General features: G+C 72.0%; 17 protein-coding genes. 5 read left to right on the top strand and 12 right to left on the bottom strand.

Features of this window, described 5'->3' with window-relative positions:
* The first annotated feature begins 213 nt into the window (after nt 1–213).
* On the top strand, nt 214–2,049 hold the full coding sequence (locus tag ACFVHO_RS34200; protein ID WP_385723426.1) for an alpha-L-fucosidase: 1,836 nt from the start codon (nt 214–216) through the stop codon (nt 2,047–2,049).
* Here the strand turns inward: ACFVHO_RS34200 and ACFVHO_RS34195 are convergent.
* From ACFVHO_RS34195 to ACFVHO_RS34180, 4 genes are all read right to left on the bottom strand, one after another.
* Nucleotides 2,000–2,788 carry a GNAT family N-acetyltransferase gene (locus tag ACFVHO_RS34195; protein WP_385723482.1) on the bottom strand — a complete coding sequence of 263 codons (789 nt, stop codon included), beginning with the start codon at nt 2,786–2,788 and terminating at the stop codon, nt 2,000–2,002. The two genes, ACFVHO_RS34200 and ACFVHO_RS34195, sit on opposite strands and share 50 nt — an antisense overlap.
* Nucleotides 2,789–2,850: 62 nt before the next feature.
* Nucleotides 2,851–3,429: a TetR/AcrR family transcriptional regulator gene (locus tag ACFVHO_RS34190; protein ID WP_385723423.1), complete on the bottom strand. Its 579-nt coding sequence runs from the start codon at nt 3,427–3,429 to the stop codon at nt 2,851–2,853.
* Between the two features lie 10 nt (nt 3,430–3,439).
* Entirely contained in the window at nt 3,440–4,696 is a 1,257-nt protein-coding gene (locus ACFVHO_RS34185) for a Cmx/CmrA family chloramphenicol efflux MFS transporter (protein ID WP_385723420.1), read from the bottom strand.
* A 167-nt stretch (nt 4,697–4,863) separates the two neighbouring features.
* Complete coding sequence (locus ACFVHO_RS34180; RefSeq protein ID WP_385723417.1) at nt 4,864–5,616, bottom strand: hypothetical protein; 753 nt, start codon at nt 5,614–5,616, stop codon at nt 4,864–4,866.
* Nucleotides 5,617–5,734: 118 nt separating this feature from the next.
* Here ACFVHO_RS34180 and ACFVHO_RS34175 point away from each other — a divergent pair, with 118 nt between their 5' ends.
* Nucleotides 5,735–6,418 (top strand): S1 family peptidase, encoded by a 684-nt coding sequence (locus ACFVHO_RS34175; protein WP_385723414.1) that lies wholly within the window; start codon nt 5,735–5,737, stop codon nt 6,416–6,418.
* Here the strand turns inward: ACFVHO_RS34175 and ACFVHO_RS34170 are convergent.
* Together ACFVHO_RS34170 and ACFVHO_RS34165 are read right to left on the bottom strand one after the other, a co-directional pair.
* Nucleotides 6,378–6,581: a DUF397 domain-containing protein gene (locus ACFVHO_RS34170; protein ID WP_385723479.1), complete on the bottom strand. Its 204-nt coding sequence runs from the start codon at nt 6,579–6,581 to the stop codon at nt 6,378–6,380. The two genes, ACFVHO_RS34175 and ACFVHO_RS34170, sit on opposite strands and share 41 nt — an antisense overlap.
* The gene (locus ACFVHO_RS34165; RefSeq protein WP_385723412.1) at nt 6,581–7,411 is read right to left on the bottom strand and encodes a Scr1 family TA system antitoxin-like transcriptional regulator; all 831 of its coding nucleotides are present in this window, start codon (nt 7,409–7,411) and stop codon (nt 6,581–6,583) included. The genes ACFVHO_RS34170 and ACFVHO_RS34165 overlap by 1 nt, the downstream gene beginning before the upstream one ends.
* 192 nt (nt 7,412–7,603) lie before the next feature.
* On the opposite strand from ACFVHO_RS34165, the gene ACFVHO_RS34160 reads away from it, so the two are divergent.
* Nucleotides 7,604–7,996: an ATP-binding protein gene (locus ACFVHO_RS34160; RefSeq protein ID WP_385723409.1), complete on the top strand. Its 393-nt coding sequence runs from the start codon at nt 7,604–7,606 to the stop codon at nt 7,994–7,996.
* Between the two features lie 69 nt (nt 7,997–8,065).
* Here ACFVHO_RS34160 and ACFVHO_RS34155 read toward each other — a convergent pair whose 3' ends face one another.
* Nucleotides 8,066–8,740, bottom strand: a complete 675-nt coding sequence (locus ACFVHO_RS34155) for a DNA-binding response regulator (protein WP_385723407.1) — start codon at nt 8,738–8,740, stop codon at nt 8,066–8,068.
* Between the two features lie 130 nt (nt 8,741–8,870).
* Here ACFVHO_RS34155 and ACFVHO_RS34150 point away from each other — a divergent pair, with 130 nt between their 5' ends.
* On the top strand, nt 8,871–9,860 hold the full coding sequence (locus ACFVHO_RS34150; RefSeq protein ID WP_385723404.1) for an oxidoreductase: 990 nt from the start codon (nt 8,871–8,873) through the stop codon (nt 9,858–9,860).
* 23 nt (nt 9,861–9,883) lie between these two features.
* On the opposite strand, the gene ACFVHO_RS34145 is transcribed toward ACFVHO_RS34150, so the two are convergent.
* From ACFVHO_RS34145 to ACFVHO_RS34135, 3 genes are all read right to left on the bottom strand, one after another.
* Nucleotides 9,884–10,351 (bottom strand): acyl-CoA thioesterase, encoded by a 468-nt coding sequence (locus ACFVHO_RS34145; RefSeq protein WP_385723402.1) that lies wholly within the window; start codon nt 10,349–10,351, stop codon nt 9,884–9,886.
* Nucleotides 10,352–10,405: 54 nt separating this feature from the next.
* Nucleotides 10,406–11,041: a hypothetical protein gene (locus tag ACFVHO_RS34140; protein ID WP_385723399.1), complete on the bottom strand. Its 636-nt coding sequence runs from the start codon at nt 11,039–11,041 to the stop codon at nt 10,406–10,408.
* A 253-nt stretch (nt 11,042–11,294) separates the two neighbouring features.
* Nucleotides 11,295–11,888, bottom strand: a complete 594-nt coding sequence (locus ACFVHO_RS34135) for a histidine phosphatase family protein (protein ID WP_385723396.1) — start codon at nt 11,886–11,888, stop codon at nt 11,295–11,297.
* Nucleotides 11,889–12,023: 135 nt separating this feature from the next.
* Here ACFVHO_RS34135 and ACFVHO_RS34130 point away from each other — a divergent pair, with 135 nt between their 5' ends.
* Nucleotides 12,024–13,670: a methyltransferase domain-containing protein gene (locus ACFVHO_RS34130; RefSeq protein WP_385723393.1), complete on the top strand. Its 1,647-nt coding sequence runs from the start codon at nt 12,024–12,026 to the stop codon at nt 13,668–13,670.
* A 96-nt stretch (nt 13,671–13,766) separates the two neighbouring features.
* Here ACFVHO_RS34130 and ACFVHO_RS34125 read toward each other — a convergent pair whose 3' ends face one another.
* Together ACFVHO_RS34125 and ACFVHO_RS34120 are read right to left on the bottom strand one after the other, a co-directional pair.
* Nucleotides 13,767–14,984: an FAD-dependent monooxygenase gene (locus tag ACFVHO_RS34125; protein ID WP_385723476.1), complete on the bottom strand. Its 1,218-nt coding sequence runs from the start codon at nt 14,982–14,984 to the stop codon at nt 13,767–13,769.
* 48 nt (nt 14,985–15,032) lie between these two features.
* Complete coding sequence (locus tag ACFVHO_RS34120; protein ID WP_385723390.1) at nt 15,033–15,668, bottom strand: peptidase; 636 nt, start codon at nt 15,666–15,668, stop codon at nt 15,033–15,035.
* Nucleotides 15,669–15,719 lie beyond the last annotated feature (51 nt).

The following is a 15,719-nucleotide window of genomic DNA, read 5'->3' as shown; positions in this document are numbered from 1 at the left end:
GAGGAGCCTGCCACACGCCCGAGCGCGAGATCCAGGGCCGCCGGACATGTTCCTGGGATCAGTTCGACTGCACCAAGGACCACCAGGATTCATCGGATCATCGAGTGCCGTACGTCCCAACTGAACCCAGGGAACGTCTCGTTCCTCGCATTGACATCGGATGTATCTGCTCCTACGTTCCGCAGCGTTCCGTCAACGAACAGGAGCCCGCACATGCGTAGAAGAGTCCCCACGCTCGCTCTGCTCCTCGCCGCGGCCCTCGCCGCCACGGCCCTCCCGGCGGCCGCCGCCACGCCCGCGCCCCGCGCCCCCGCCCCGCCCGCAGGCCCCGCCGGGGGCCCCGGAACCGACCACGCCGCCGATGACCCCTTCACCGCCGACCGCGCCAACTGGTTCCGCCAGGACCGCTTCGGCATGTTCATCCACTTCGGCGCGTACTCGAACCTGGAGGGCGAGTACAGGCGCCCCGACGGCACGGTCTGCCGCAACGCCGAGTGGATCCAGCGCCAGTGCAAGATCCCCAAGGACGCGTACGAGAAGCAGGCCAAGGCCTTCGACCCCGCGGACTTCGACGCGAAGGCGGTGGTGAAGGCGGCCAAGGACGCGGGGATGAAGTACATCGTCATCACGTCCAAGCACCACGAGGGCTACGCGATGTGGCCGACGAAGGTCAACTCCTGGAACCTGCGCGACCATTCGTCGTTCGACAAGAGGCGCGACATCCTCGCGGAGCTGAAGAAGGCGTCCGACGAGGCGGGCATCAAGCTCGGCTTCTACTACTCGATCTGGGACTGGCACGACCCGGACTTCCCCGACCCGGCGACCTTCCCGAAGTACGAGAAGCGCATGTACGCCCAGCTCAAGGAGCTGGTCGACAGCTATGACCCGGCGCTGCTGTGGTTCGACGGCGAGTGGGACACAGAGGACCCGCACAACCCGTGGACCGCGAAGGAAGGCGAGCGCCTGGAGTCGTACCTGCGCGGCCTGAACCCGGACCTCGTCATCAACAACCGGGTCGGCAAGCGCCGCGTGGTCGACGGCGACTACGGCACACCCGAGCAGGAGATCCCCGACGCGCCGGTGGACGGCCAGCTGTGGGAGTCCTGCATGACCCTCAACGACAACTGGGGCTTCGCCCGCTACGACCAGAACTGGAAGTCGAGCACGAGCCTCGTCCACAACCTGCTCGCCACCACCTCCCGCAGCGGCAACTACCTGTTGAACGTCGGCCCCGACGCGCGCGGCCGCATCCCGCAGCCCTCCGTGGACCGCCTCGAGGAGATGGGCACCTGGCTGCGCACGGCGGGCCAGGGCGAGGCGGTGTACGGAGCGCGCTACGGCGGCCTGGTCGAGGAGCCGAAGTGGGGCGCGGTGAGCCGCAAGGGCGACAAGCTGTACGCGGCCGTCACGCGCTGGCCCGGCGCGGGCAACGCCCTGCACCTCACCGCGCGCACCGACTTCCGGATCAAGTCGGCCCGGGTGCTCGGCAGTCGGCAGCACGTCACCGTCACCAAGGCGGGCGACGGCTACGACCTGACGCCCTCCGGCGACGCCACGAACCCGACCGCCACCGTGATCGAACTGACCGTGGACCCCGGCCGCACGGCACGCCCCGGCAAGGGCACGGGCCTCAAGCAGGAGATCTTCGACAACGCGGAGCTCTCCGGCACCCCGAAGATCACCCGCACCGACTCCACCGTCAACCACGCCTGGAAGTTCGGGGGTTCACCGGACGCGTCGATCCCGTCGGACCGCTTCGGCGTCCGCTGGACGGGCTCGATCGAGCCGCGCCGCACGGAGACGTACACGCTGACCACGGTCTCCGACGACGTGGTGCGGGTCTGGATCGACGGCAAGCTCGTCATCGACTCCTGGAACCCGCACGAGCCGAAGGTCGACAAGGCGCGGGTGGCGCTGACGGCCGGGAAGCGCCACAGCATCCGCATCGACTACGCGGAGAACACCGGTGAGGCGCACATGAAGCTGCTGTGGTCGAGCCCTAACCAGCCGCAGCAGATCGTGCCGTCGACGCAACTGCGTACTCGGTGAAGCGGCCGAGGGCGGCGAAGCCGAGCTTGCGGTAGACGGGCTCGCCGTCGGGTGACGCCTGGAGGACCGCCGTCGTGGACCCGGCGTCGCGAGCCGCGTGCAGCGCGGCCAGCGTGATCGCGCCGCCGTGGCCGCGGCGCCGGTCGGCGGCGAGCGTCGAGATGTTGTAGATCCCGGCGACGCCCGCGTGCAGGAAGACCTCGGCCGTGCACACGGGTCGCCCGCGGGCGTACCCGACGAGGTAGCGGGCCGGGCAGCCGACGGCGAGTGCGCCTTCGGCGGCGGCCGCGTAGAAGGCGCGGACCGTCGGGGCGGGCGGCTCCCAGTTCGCGGCCAGGATCGCGGCGTACGCGGCGAGTTCGGCGGCCGTCGTGACCGGCCGGATCTCCAGGCCCTGCGAACGGGCGCGCGGCGGGGCGGCGCCGAGGTCGAGCCACATGCCGGTCTCGGTCTCGGCGGCGGTGAGCCCGGCCGCCGCGAGCCTCTCGCCCAGGTCGCCGGGCGTGGACGCCGCGCCGACCCACCAGGAGAAGGTGCGCCCGGTGGCGGCGAGGCGCTCGACGGTCTCGGCGATCCGGGCGTCCGCGGCCTCGGGCGCGAACCGCGCGGCGGCGACGATGTTGAAGGTGTCGTCGTCGATGCCGCTGTCCGCGACGAACAGGTCGTCGGCCTCGGTGACGGTGGCGCCGGGCAGCTTCCGGTGCAGATGCCCGGCGTGCGCGGCGAGGTTGTCCTCCATGGCGGTGAGGAGGTCGGTCCGAGGCGGCGGGGACCCGGCGGTCCCTTGTACGTCCACGCTGGTCACAGCCGCTCCAGGGTGTTGTCGATGGTGGCGAGCAGCACGTCGCGGTCGTCCTGTACGCGGCCGAGGACGCGCAGGCCGTAGTACGTGCTCTGGACGAGCCGGGCCAGCGCGCGGGCGTCGCGGTCCGCCGGGATCTCGCCCGCCCTCTGGCCCTCCTCGACGACCGCGCGCACCTCGTCCTCGACCCGCGTGAAGTTGCGCCGGACGACCCGCTTGACGTCCGCGTCGAGCCCGGCCAGCTCGATCGCCGCGTTGATCGCGAAGCAGCCGCGCCCGTCGTCCGCGTCGAGGTCGCTGTCGACGGAATGCAGCATCATCGCGCGCAGCCGGTCCTTGGCGGTGCCGGGCCCCTGGAGCCGCTCGATCTGCGCGCCGGTGACCGTCTCGTAGTAGCGGTCGAGGGCGCGCAGATACAGCTCGCGCTTGCCGCCGAAGGTGTTGTAGAGGCTGGACGGGCCGAGGCCCGTGCTGTCGCACAGGTCGCGGGTGGACGTGCCCTCGTACCCGTGACGCCAGAAGGTCTCCATGGCGGCGGTGATGACGCGGTCCTCGTCGAACTGTCGTGGCCTGGCCATGGACCGGAGCCTACCGGTTTTGGAATACCTTTTCAAAACCACTGGGACCGGCGGGAGCGGTGAGATCGGCGGGGGCCGCGGCGGCGGTCAGGGGAGTCCGCCCCCGCGCGGCCCGCGCCGTCGCCCGCTCAAGCCGCCCCGCCCACAGCGCCCCCGCGCACCCGAGCACAGCGAGCCCCGCCCCGACCCAGGCCACCGACGTGTACCCGTACCCGGCGTCGATGGTGAGCCCGCCGAGCATCGGCGCGAGGGTGTTGCCGACGTTGAACGCGGCGGTGTTGGTCGCGCCGACGAGGGTGGGCGCGTCGGGGGCGAGGGTGAACACCCGGGACTGGAGCGCCGGGTTGGTGACGTACCCCGCCATGCCGAGCAGGAAGATCAAGGCGAGTACGACGGCGATGGCGGTGTCCGCCGTGAGCGCGAGGGCCGCCGAGATCACGGCGAGCCCGCCGAGCCCCCACCCGAGCGTGCCGACGGCGTGCGCCTGCGCGGTGCGGCTGCCGACGAGCAGGCCGAGCATGCCGCCCGCCCCGAACAGCGCGAGCACGGCGGGCACCCAGCCCTCGCTCAGGCCGCTCACGTCGGTGAGCAGGGAGGCGAGGTAGGAGAAGGTGACGATGACCGCGCCGAAGGCGAAGCCGGTGACGGCGTACGACAGCCACAGTTGCGGCCGCTTCATGCCGCGCAGCTCGGCGCGCACGGACGGCGCCTCGCGCGAGCCCCGGCCGCCCGGCACGGCCAGCACGGTCGCGGCCAGGCTGACGGCGGTCGCCGCGGCCACCGCCCAGAAGGCGGCGCGCCAGCTCGCGGACTGGCTGAGGACGGTACCGGCCGGGACGCCGACGATGGTCGCGAGCGTCAGGCCGCCCGCGACGAGCCCGACTGCCTTGCTCTTGGCCTCGCTCGGCACGAGTGCCACGGCCGTGGCGACGGCCACGCCCCAGAATCCGGCGTACGCGAGCGCGGTGACGATCCGGGTCGCGAAGAGGACGCCGTACCCCGGCGCGAGCGCGCCCACGACGTGCCCCGCGATGAACACGGCCTGGAGCAGCACGAGCGCCGTGCGGCGCGGCCAGCGCAGCGTCGCCACGGCGAGCAGCGGCGCGCCGACGACCATGCCGATCGCGAACGCCGAGATGAGCAGTCCGGCGTCCGGTATGGAAACGCCCAGGTCGTCGGCCATGCCGGGGAGCAGCCCCGACAGCATGAACTCCGATGTGCCCTGGGTGAAGATGCCGAGCGCCAACACGTAGACCGCGAGCGGCATGGAGGTCCCTCCCTGGTTGTGGCTGGTGGTTGCGACGGGGCGCGACTCGTTTTGAATCAGTCGCTTCAGAACCCGGGTGGACCCTAGCATGTTCTGAAGCGAGTGCTTCAAAACAAGTCAAAGGTGCTGGGAGGTTTCTGCCGACACGTGCGGCTCTTCGTGGGGGGCTAGCCCTCGCCCTCGCCCTCGGGCGGTTCGGCGATGGCGGACAGTGTGGCGGCCACGGAGCGGGCCTCGGTGGCGCGGTGGTGGTGTTCGGTCGCTTCCCGGGCCCGGTGGCGTCGTCTGTGCTCGCGGACCAGGGCGTCCTCGGCTTTGGCCAGCGCCTCGGCCGCCGCTACGGCCCGCTCCCGCAGCAGGCGCGCCCGGGCCTGCAGGATCTCCAACAGAACCGGGGTCCGCTCCGCCATCTGTTTGGCGGCGGCCGCTGCCTCCCGGTTGACGGCGTCCTGCTGGCGCAGGTCCGAGGCATCCGCGCGACGCAGTGCCGCCTTGCTGCGGTTCAGGCGCTCCTGGCTGGCCTCCAGCAGGATCTGGGTGCGCCCGATCTGCTCGTACGAGCGCCTCCGCATGCTGGGAGTCGTCTCTCCCGCGTCGCGACGCCGTGCGTCCAGACGCTTCTCATGGGCGGTGAGCCTGTCCTGCCACGCGTCCAGGGTGGCCTCGCGCTGGTCGGCGCTGGCATCCCGCTTGTCGGCGGCGGCTTCGCGCCTGTCGGCGGTGGCTTCGCGCTGGTTGGCGGTTGTTTCCCGCTGGTCGGCAGCGGCATCCCGCTGGTCGGCAGCGGCATCCCGCTGGTCGGCAGCGGCATCGCGGTCGTCGGCCATCTGCCGCCGTTCATCGGCACCTTGCCCGCGCTTCGCTTCGGGCTGTGCGTCGGTGCTCGTGAGGGAAGGTGCGCCCAGCGGGTCAGTGCCCATGGCACCAGTATGCCCGCGTTCGGAATCGACGAACGGGGCACGTGCCGCACCCCGTGACGGGCCCGCCGGACTTCGCAACAATGCCCACGCGCACATCCCCGCCCCCACAGGAGAACCCATGAGACTCCGGCTGATCATCGCCCAGTTACTGTGCGCCACCCTGGCGGCCCTGGGCCTCCTCGCCGCCCCCTCGGCGACAGCCGCCGCGCCCGCCGCGACGGCGGTCCGCGGCGGCGACGTCCTCTACTCCGCCGGCGGCCGCTGTACGGTCGCCTTCAACGTCATCAACGGCACGCGGTTCTACGGAATCATGGGCGGCCACTGCGGCACCGTCGGCACCCAGTGGTACGCCGACCCCGGCCTCACCGTCCCGGTCGGCGTCACCGACACCGTCGTCTTCCCCCGCAGCAGCTACGCCCTCGTGCGCTACACCAACACCACCCTGACCTACCCCAGCGAGATCAGGGCCGGAAGCCAGATCATCCGCATCAACCGCGCCCCGCAGCCCGTCGTGGGCCAGCAGATCTGCCGTACGGGACCCACGACCGGCATGCACTGCGGCACCATCCAGGCCCTGAACGCCTCGGTCACCTTCCCCGAGGGCACCGTGCACGGCCTCATCCGCACGAACGTCTGCGCCGAGCCCGGCGACGCGGGCGGCCCCGGCTTCGCCGGTGACGCGGCGCTCGGCATCGTCGTGGGCGGCAGCGGCAACTGCGCGTCCGGCGGCACGACGTTCTTCCAGCCGCTGCCGCAGATCCTCAGCGCGCACGGCCTCCGGGTCGGGTACGCGCGTACGTGAGGAAGTCGGCCCAGGCGCTTGGCTCCAGGGCGAGTTGGGGGCCTTGGGGGTTCTTGGAGTCACGGATGTGTACGGCGGCGGGGCCGGGGGCCACTTCGACGCAGTCGCCGTCGGTGCCGCTGCTGTAGCTGCTCTTGAACCAGGCCAGTTCGGAGGTGCCCATCATGCTCCTCGCATCCGCTCCAGCAGGCTCACCGAGTGCTCGAACGAGAGAGCCTGTGAACGCATCCTGGCATACCGCTTCTGGAGCACGCTGATCTCTTTCGCGTCGGAGATGAGCTGTCCGCCGCGCTGGCCCTCGCAGTAAGCGAACCAGCGATTGTCAGGGCCCTCAAGGAGCTGCACGGGGCCGTCCAGCCCGGCGTGACTCTCGCGGACCAGAGGCATGATCTGGACCTCGATGTTGCGCCGGGCAGCCAGGGCGACGATGTGATCGATGAGTTCCCTTGTGACCTCTGGTCCGCCCAAGTTCCGCAGGAACATGTGCTCTTCGAGGATGAAGCTGTAGGCCGTGTTCGGCCGCTCCGTGAGGAGCCTCTGGCGTTCGATGCGCGCCGCCAGCTGCGCCTGGATCTGCTCGTCGCCGAGCGTCGGCAACCGGTTGGAGAACACCGCTTCGGCGTACGCGGGCGTCTGCAACAGCCCGGGAACCAAACGGCATTCGTACGTGTAGAGGGTGATCGCCTCCTGCTCCAGCTGGGCCCACTGACGGAACCAGGACGCCAACCCGCGCTGGCGCGACAGCTGGTTGGCCACCAGCCGCAGCGTCCCGAAGGCGTCCAACGTGGCCTCGGCCTGGTCGACGAACCGTGGGGGCGGAAACCGCCGCCCCTGCTCGATCGACGCCACGAAGTGCGTCGAGTAACCAATCTCCGGGGCGAGAGCCTCCTGCGTATAACCGGCCCGCTTGCGAAAGCTCTTCAGGGCCGCACCGAAGGCCTTGAGCCCGTCGGTCGGCTCGGGCTCGTTCGTTCCAGGCGTGCTTGACGACATCACGGGTCTCCCCAGACGCTTGCGTACCGTTCCCCGCCAACGCGCCCATGCTCACGGACAGTTACCCGTACTGTCCACACTTCGCACCCGTACACTTACGCAGCGTACGAGTTCCGGGGCTCCCGTCGGACGACAGTGCAGGTCACGGTGGGTGTCATGCCACTCCAGGTGCAAACCCCCACACCAGCACATATGTTCACGCAGCGCATCAGCGCCACCCCGCGAGGGGCCCGCCTGGCCCGCAGGGTCGCGCGGTACCACCTCGACGGCTGGGGCGTCCCGTACGACAGCGAACTGTCCGACGCGGTGGCGCAGGTGACCGCCGAGCTGGCGGCGAACGCGGTGACGCACGGCCGCGTGGCGGGCCGGGACTTCGAGCTGCGCCTGCTGCTCGCGGCGGACGGCGTACGCGTCGAGGTCACGGACACGCGCACGGAGCGCCGCCCGCCGCAGAGCCCCGAACTGCCGTGCCCGGACGCCGAGTCGGGGCGGGGCCTGGTCCTGGTGGCGGCGCTGGCGGCGGAGTGGGGGGTGGTGGAGCGGGCGCCGGGGAAGACGGTGTGGGCGTGGCTGCCGTGCGGCTGAACAGTCGCCTCGCGGGGCACGCTCGGTCAGGAACTGGTCGCGGCCGGGCCCGGGGCGCGCCGCGCGGGGCTACCGCCCCCGCGCCCGCACCCCCGCCTGGAAGCGCGACGTCGCCCCGAGGGTCGCCATCAGCCCGGCCACCCGCCGCCGGTAGGTCCGCAAGGACATCCCGAGCCGCCGAGCGGCAGCCTCGTCGGTGAGCCCGTCGGACAACGCCCCGAGCACTGAACGGGCCTCCGCGTCCAACGCGGGCGGCGCGGCGCCCGCGAGGCAGTCCGCGACGTCCTCGGCGGCCTCCCAGGTCGCGTACAGCAGCGAGTGGACGCCCTCGACGACATCGGCCGCCCGCACCACCGTGTACGTACGCGCGCCCCGCCCCTCGGACCCGGCGAGGACCGCCACCCGCCGGTCGATGACGATCGCCTCCCGGGCCAGCGGCGCGGCCGAGATCCGCACCTGCGCGCCGGACGCGGCGATGGCCGCGAGCCGCCGCTCCGATTCCGGGTCGCCGAGCGCCCGCCGCGTGTACACCTTGCGCATCGCGAGCCCGCCGGGGCGCCCCGGCCGCAGCGGCGGCCGCTTCCCGTCGGCGAAGACGGCGTTCACCCCGCCCGACCAGGTGACGAGGTCGGCGGCCCCGCACAGGAACTCGTCCCGGGCGGACGCGAAGAGATCACCGGCGCGCCGCACCAGTTCCTCCTCGCCCCGCAGCGTGACGAAGTCCGCCGTCTCCCCGTACCCCATGGCCCCGTTCCACCTTTCCGCCTTTTCTGCCTTTTCCGGCTTTCCGAGCCCCGGCCGGGACAGCCTCTCCGAACTGGCAACAACGTGCCACCCGCGCCCACCCGGGCCCCGGCGCCCGCACGATGGGGCCATGCCGAACGTGAACGACAAGCCCGCCGTGACCTCCGCCCACGCACCGGGAGCGGCCCCCGCACCGGGAGCTGACCCGGCACCGGGAGCTGACCCGGCACCGGGAGCCGCCCCGGGTCCCGCCTCCACCCCCGGTCCTGCCACCGCCGCCGGAACCTGGCTCCTCGGCGGCGACCTGCCCGTCCACCGCATGGGCTTCGGCGCGATGCGGCTGCCGGGCCGCACCTGGGAAGGACCCGCGGGCGACCCCCGCGCGGCCCGCGCCGTGCTGCGCCGCGCCGTCGAACTCGGCGTCGACCACATCGACACGGCTGCCTTCTACTTCCACAAGGACCTCTCCGCCAACACCTTCATCCGCGAAGCCCTCCACCCCTACTCCGACGACCTGGTCATCGCCACCAAGGTCGGGCCCGACCGCGACCGGGACCACAACTGGCTCGACGCCGCCGACCCCGCGAAGCTCAAGGCCGACGTCCACCGGAACCTGCGCGAACTCGGCCGCGACCACCTCGACCTGGTCTATCTGCGGTTCCTCGGCACGGACGGCCCCGGCGACGGCCGCTTCGGAGCCCTCGCCGAACTCCGCGAACAAGGCCTCATCCGGCACCTCGGCGTCAGCAACGCCACCCCCGCACAACTCGCCGAGGCGCAGGCCGTCGCGCCCGTCGCCGCCGTCCAGAACAGGTTCAGCCCAGGACACCGCGACGCCGAAGCGCGGGCGATGATCGCGCTCTGCGCCCACCAGGGCATCGCCTACGTGCCGTTCTTCCCCCTCGGCGGCGCGGGCGCCCCGCACATCGCGGGCCTGCGCGCCGTCGCCGACCGGCACGGCGCCACGGCCGCGCAGGTCACCCTCGCCTGGTCCCTGGCCGTCTCCCCGGCGATGCTCGCCATCCCAGGGACGTCGTCCCTCGCGCACCTGGAGGAGAACGCCGCCGCGGCCGGGCTGCGCCTCGAAGCGGCCGACCTCGCGGAACTGACCGCCGACTGACGCGACCGGCGTCCCCGTACGTGTCAGAGGCCGAGCACGCGCGGGTCCGACGCCAGCGCCCTGAAGTACTCCTTCGGGTCCTCCACCATCCTGCGCTCCTTCAGGTCGAGCAGACCGCCCAGACCGGAGACCGTCGCGGCCACCTGGCCGTCCGCCCGCACGAGGGTCTGCTCGATCCGGAACGTCTTGCGCTCACCCCACACGAACTGGCAGGTCACCTGCACCTCGTCGCCCGCCCGCAGCTCGCTCCGATAGCGCACCGTGTTCTCCAGGGCGACCGGGCCAACCCCCTTCCCGATGAGGTCCCGCTGCTCGATGCCGGCCGCCCGCAGCGCCGACCAGCGCGCGTGCTCCGCGTACTGCAAGTACACGGACTGATTGAGGTGACCCTGGGAGTCCGTCTCGTACCCGCGGACGCTGACGCCCACGGAGAACGGCTCGGGTGACGAGTGCTGCGACACGGCTTTCCTCTCAACTTCAACGGATGTCATCAGGTTCCACACCAACACCCTCTCGACCTGCGGCATTCCGGCCACCGCCGAAACTCATCCCCTCCGGGGCGACACCAGGACATACCGCCCCGCTCCCGCTCCCCGCTCGCTGTGCTCGCTCACCTGCCACCCCGCCCGCTCCAGGGCCTCCGCACACGCCCGGACGCCCGCCGCCGTCGGCTCGCGCACCGCCACCGCCTCCGGCTGCGGGGTCGCCGTCACGCGATAGCCCTCACGGCCCCGGCCCGCCGGGGTGCGGCCCGCCGCCTCCAGCGCTATCGCCGCGGCCTGCACCAGATGCGCGCGCTCCCACGCGCAGGGGCGGTCCCGGTCCGCGTCCGCGTTGGTCATGCGGCGCATCTCGACGAGGCCGAGCCACGCGCCCCGCACCTCGCGCTGCCGCGCGGGGCCGTCCACCGCGTGATCCGCGTCCTCCGTGCCCGTGCGGGCGGCGAACACGCCGGGGACCGGCTCCACGGGGGCCGTCTCCGGGACCGCCCGCTCCGGTTCCTCCCGGACGCGGTGGCCCGCAGGGGTCAGGAAGTACGCATGCGGGGGGCGGGGGTGGCGGAAGGCCAGGCGCAGCCGCACGAGGGCCGTCAGCTGGGCCTCCGTGCCGGTCAGGCGGCCCGTGGTCGGGTCGGCCTCCGCGATGACGCGGCGCTGGGCTGCTGTGGTCGGCTTGGCCATGCTCCCGATACTGCCTCGTGCCACTGACATCGGCCCTGCGGGGCTCTCCCCAACCCCGCCCCTTCCCGAAACTGGGGCTCCGCCCCAGACCCCGCTCCTCAATCGCCGGAGGGGCTAAGACTTAGCCGCACATTTTCTAGCCCGTCCGGCGTTTGAGGACGAGGCGCGGAGCGCCGATAGCGGGGGTCCGGGGGCGCAGCCCCCGGGTTCGGGGAGGGGCGGGGTTGGGGAGCCCCCGGCAGGGCCCCAGCCCTCACGGCCGCACGTTCCACGTGGCAAGCACCGGGCGCCCGTGTTCGTAGCTGAGGCGGCTCACGGTGCCGGTGGCGAGCTGGAAGTGGGCGCCCGCCGCAGGGGGGAAGCCGAGGCGGCGGGCGGTGAGGACGCGGAGGAAGTGGCCGTGGGCGAAGAGGACGACGCTGCCCTCGGTGTTGGCGAGCGCGGCGTCGACCTTGGCGAGCATCCGGTCGGCCCGCTCACCGACTTGGGCGGGGGTCTCGCCGGGGTGCTCGGCGGGCCCGGGGGCGACGCCGTCGGTGAAGAGGAACCAGTCGGGGCGGGTGCGGTGGATCTCGACGGTGGTGACGCCTTCGTACGCGCCGTAGTCCCACTCGGAGAGATCGGGATCCATGCGCGCGTGGGCGAAGCCCGCCAGCTCGGCCGTCTCACGCGCGCGCACGCGCGGGCTCGTGAAGGCCGCGTCGACGCGGTACTTGCCGAGGAGCGGCGCCACGGACCGCGCCTGGGCGCGTCCGTTCTCGGTGAGGGGGATCTCCGACCAGCTGGTGTGCTGCCCCGACAGGGACCATTCGGTCTCGCCGTGACGTACGAGGAGAAGATCACCCATGGCGTTGCGGGTCCTGTTCTGGTCGGCGGATCGTCAGCCCAGCGTATGTATACGAAGCGCGGACGCATGGGGGTACCCGCCTTGGGATAGCGATGTGCCCAGGCCATCCCCCATTGAAGTCGAAGGGTGTTCATCGTGCATCCGGCTCAGAAGTTCGGCGAAAACCCCGTCGAAGTACGAGAAACCGGCCACTACACCGAGGAGTACATACCCAGCTTCGTGGAGAAATGGGACTCGCTCATCGATTGGGAGAGGAGGTCGCAGAGCGAAGGAGACTTCTTCATCGACCTGCTGCGCAAACGGGGCGTGAAGAGCGTCCTCGACGTCGCGACCGGCACGGGCTTCCACTCCGTGCAACTGCTGGCCGCCGGGTTCGAGACGGTCAGCGCGGACGGCAGCGCGGAGATGCTGTCGGCGGCCTTCTCCAACGGGATGAAGGACGGCCACGTGATGCGGGTCGTCCAGGCGGACTGGCGCTGGCTCAACCGCGACGTGCACGGGGCGTACGACGCCATCGTGTGCCTCGGCAACTCCTTCACCCACCTGTTCTCGGAGCGCGACCGCCGCAGGGCGCTCGCCGAGTTCTACGCGATGCTCAAGCACGACGGGATCCTCGTCCTGGACCAGCGCAACTACGACGCGATCCTCGACGACGGCTACACCAGCAAGCACACGTACTACTACTGCGGCGAAGACGTGTCCGTGGAGCCCGAGTACGTCGACGAGGGCCTCGTGCGGATGCGGTACAGCTTCCCGGACGACTCCGTCTACCACCTCAACATGTTCCCGCTGCGCAAGGACTACACCCGGCGGCTCATGTCGGAGGTGGGGTTCCAGAACATCGAGACGTACGGGGACTTCCAGCACACCTACCGGGGCGAGCAGCCCGACTTCTTCGTGCACGTCGCGGAGAAGGAGTACCGCGCGGACGACGAGCAGGACGAGCGGTACAGCGGGGCCGTCGGCGTCGCCCGCAGCTACTACAACTCCACCGACGCGGACACCTTCTACGCCCGGGTCTGGGGCGGCGAGGACATCCACATCGGCCTGTACGACCACTCCGGCGAGCCCATCGCCGACGCCAGCCGCCGCACCGTCGAGCGGATGGCCGACAAGCTCGGCCTCACCGAGGAGTCCGTGGTCCTCGACCTGGGCTCCGGCTACGGCGGCTCCGCGCGGTACCTGGCGTCGACGTACGGCTGCCGCGTGCTCGCCCTCAACCTCAGCGAGGTGGAGAACCAGCGCCACAAGGAGCTCAACCACGCCCGCGGTCTCTCCGGCCTCATCGAGGTCGTCGACGGGTCCTTCGAGGACATCCCCTACCCGGACGACCAGGTCGACGTGGTCTGGTCGCAGGACGCCTTCCTGCACAGCGGCAACCGCGTCCGGGTCCTGGAGGAGATCTCCCGGGTGCTCAGGCCCGGCGGCCGGCTGATCTTCACCGACCCGATGGCCGTCGACAACTGCCCACCGGGTGTCCTGCAGCCGATCCTCGACCGCATCCACCTCGACGACATGGGCTCGCCCGGCTTCTACAAGCGCGAGCTCGCCCGGCTCGGGTTCGTCGCCCCGACGGGCGGGTTCGAGGAGCACCGCGAGCAACTGATCACGCACTACGCGCGCGTGCTCGAGGAGACCGAGCGCCAGGAGGCGGAAGGACTGGCCGGCCAGGTCAGCCACGACTACCTCACGCAGATGAAGATCGGCCTCGCCCGCTGGGTCGCCGCGGGCCGCGACGGGCACATCACCTGGGGCATCCTGCACTTCAGGAACGGCGCGTAGTTCCCGGCGACCGTAGTCCCGGGTGACAGGGGCGGGGGCAGGGCCGGAGCAGCGGAGCAGCGCCGACGGGCCCTCGGTGCTCCGGCCCGCCCGCCCTCACCGGGGCCGCAGCTCGCGCCCCCCGAACGCCCCCGTCCCGTCCGCCTGCTTCCACCACGACTCCAGGCCCGCCTGGTCCAGGTCGCGCCACCGAGGGGTCCGCTCCACCAGGGCCCGGCCGAGCCGCCGCCCCAGGTCGACCATCGTGCGGCCCGCCACGGTGCGGTCGGTGTCGTAGGACTCCAGGGCCTCCGGCCAGGTCGTCGCCGTGGCGATGGCCGACTCCAGGACCGTGGCGTCCTGCAGCGCCTTCACCGCGCCCGCGCCGGTGTGCGGCCGCGCGACCGTGGCCGCGTCGCCCGCGAGGAGCACCCGGTCCAGGGCGTAGCGGGGCGCCGTGAAGTCGTACATGGGCTGGAGGAACAGCTCCTCGGGCCGGGTCGCGCGGACCACGGCGCCCCAGTACGGCGGCAGGAGGGCGTCGGCGACGTGCGCGAGATGGGCGCCGAGGGCGTCGGTGAGGCCGCCGGGCGGCAGGCTCGTGGGGCTGGTGAAGCCGAGGTCGGCGTCCAGGCCCGGGGGCGGCGCGGTGTACAGGACCCAGTTGACGCGGTGGCCGCCGACGCCGTCCGGGATCCGGTAGATGATCACGTGTCCGCCGTCGAAGACCGCGTACACGCAGTCCTCCTCGTCCCACAGGTGCGGATCGGCGAGGCGGTCGGCGGGGTAGGCGCCGCGCCAGGCCAGATATCCCGCGTACTCGGCGCGCAGGCCCGGGTGGGCGGCGGCGCGCACCACGGAGCGGTAGCCGTCCGCGCCGACCACGACGTCGAACCGCTCGGTGCCCTCGGCGGTGTCCACCTCCGCGCCGACCGCGCCGGTGCGCACGGCCTCCACCGACGTGGCGGTGCGGAACTCCACGGACTCCGGCACCCGGCGCCGCAACTCGCCCCACAGCGGGCCCCAGTTGTAGGTGCGGAAGGGGAAGGGCATCGTGCCGATCGGATGCCCGAGCGGGCCCGACGCCCGCTCGTCCCGCACGTACCAGCGGCGTCTGACCAGCTGCACCCACGGCATGTCGGCGTCCATGTACCCGGCCGACTCCAGCTCCGCGTACCGGGAGTTGTGCACGGCGAGGCCCACGCCCCGCTCCGCCAGGCGGCCGCCCGCCCGCTCGTACACCGTGATCTCGTCCGCCCCGCCACGGTGCGCCGCCAGCGCCATGGCACAGCCCGCGACGCTGCCGCCGACGACGGCGACCCTGCCTGAATGCATCATCGCGCCATCCTGGCAGGGCTGATGACGTTCTGTCATGAGCGCCTGTCAGTGCGTGGTCAGCGCGTCCGCGCGCGGGCCGAGCGATACGCCCCGGCCTGCGAAGAAGGGCTCGAATTGGGACACGGGCAGCTCGGCCGTGCGGGTGCGCGCGTCGATGCCCGAGGGGTTGTGGAAGTGCAGTGCGCCGTCCGCCGTGCGCCCCGTGATCAGGACCAGATGCCCGCCCCTGCCCGGCGCGGGCCGCTCCGGGCGCCGGATCTCGAAGTGCGCGGACACCATCACCGTGCGCCCCGCGTCCAGGAGCGCGGGGATCTCGTCGAGCGAGAGGTGGCGGTGCACGGTCGCGTCCATGCCGTGCACGTCGCGCACGTACTCGGCGAACGGCGCGTAGATCAGACCCCGGATCGTGCCGTCGGCGTCCTCCGTGTACCCGCCGTACTTCAGCGCGCCGTCACGCAGCTCGAACAGCGACGGCGCGTCCGGGCCGAGTGCCATCCGCAGGCACGTGATCCCGCACAGGTGCTTGCACCAGCGTCCGTAGTCCTCCAGGGTGGCGGCCCCCGACGTCCGCCAGGCCGGGTCGTCCGTGGCGTCGTGACCCTCGTAAACGATCTTGGCGACCAGGTCCGGCGAGGCGAACTGGACGAGGGACGGGGTCTGGCAGCTGGCGCAGGACGTCACCGGCACGCTCCTCCTGGGGGCTTGTGGACGCGCGGCTCGTGGCCGCGGGCC

This window comes from Streptomyces sp. NPDC127108 (assembly GCF_042677545.1).
In the GTDB taxonomy this organism is placed as follows: Bacteria; Actinomycetota; Actinomycetes; order Streptomycetales; family Streptomycetaceae; genus Streptomyces.
Note: the sequence above shows the minus strand (reverse complement) of the source record. Positions and strands in the feature narration are given on the sequence as shown.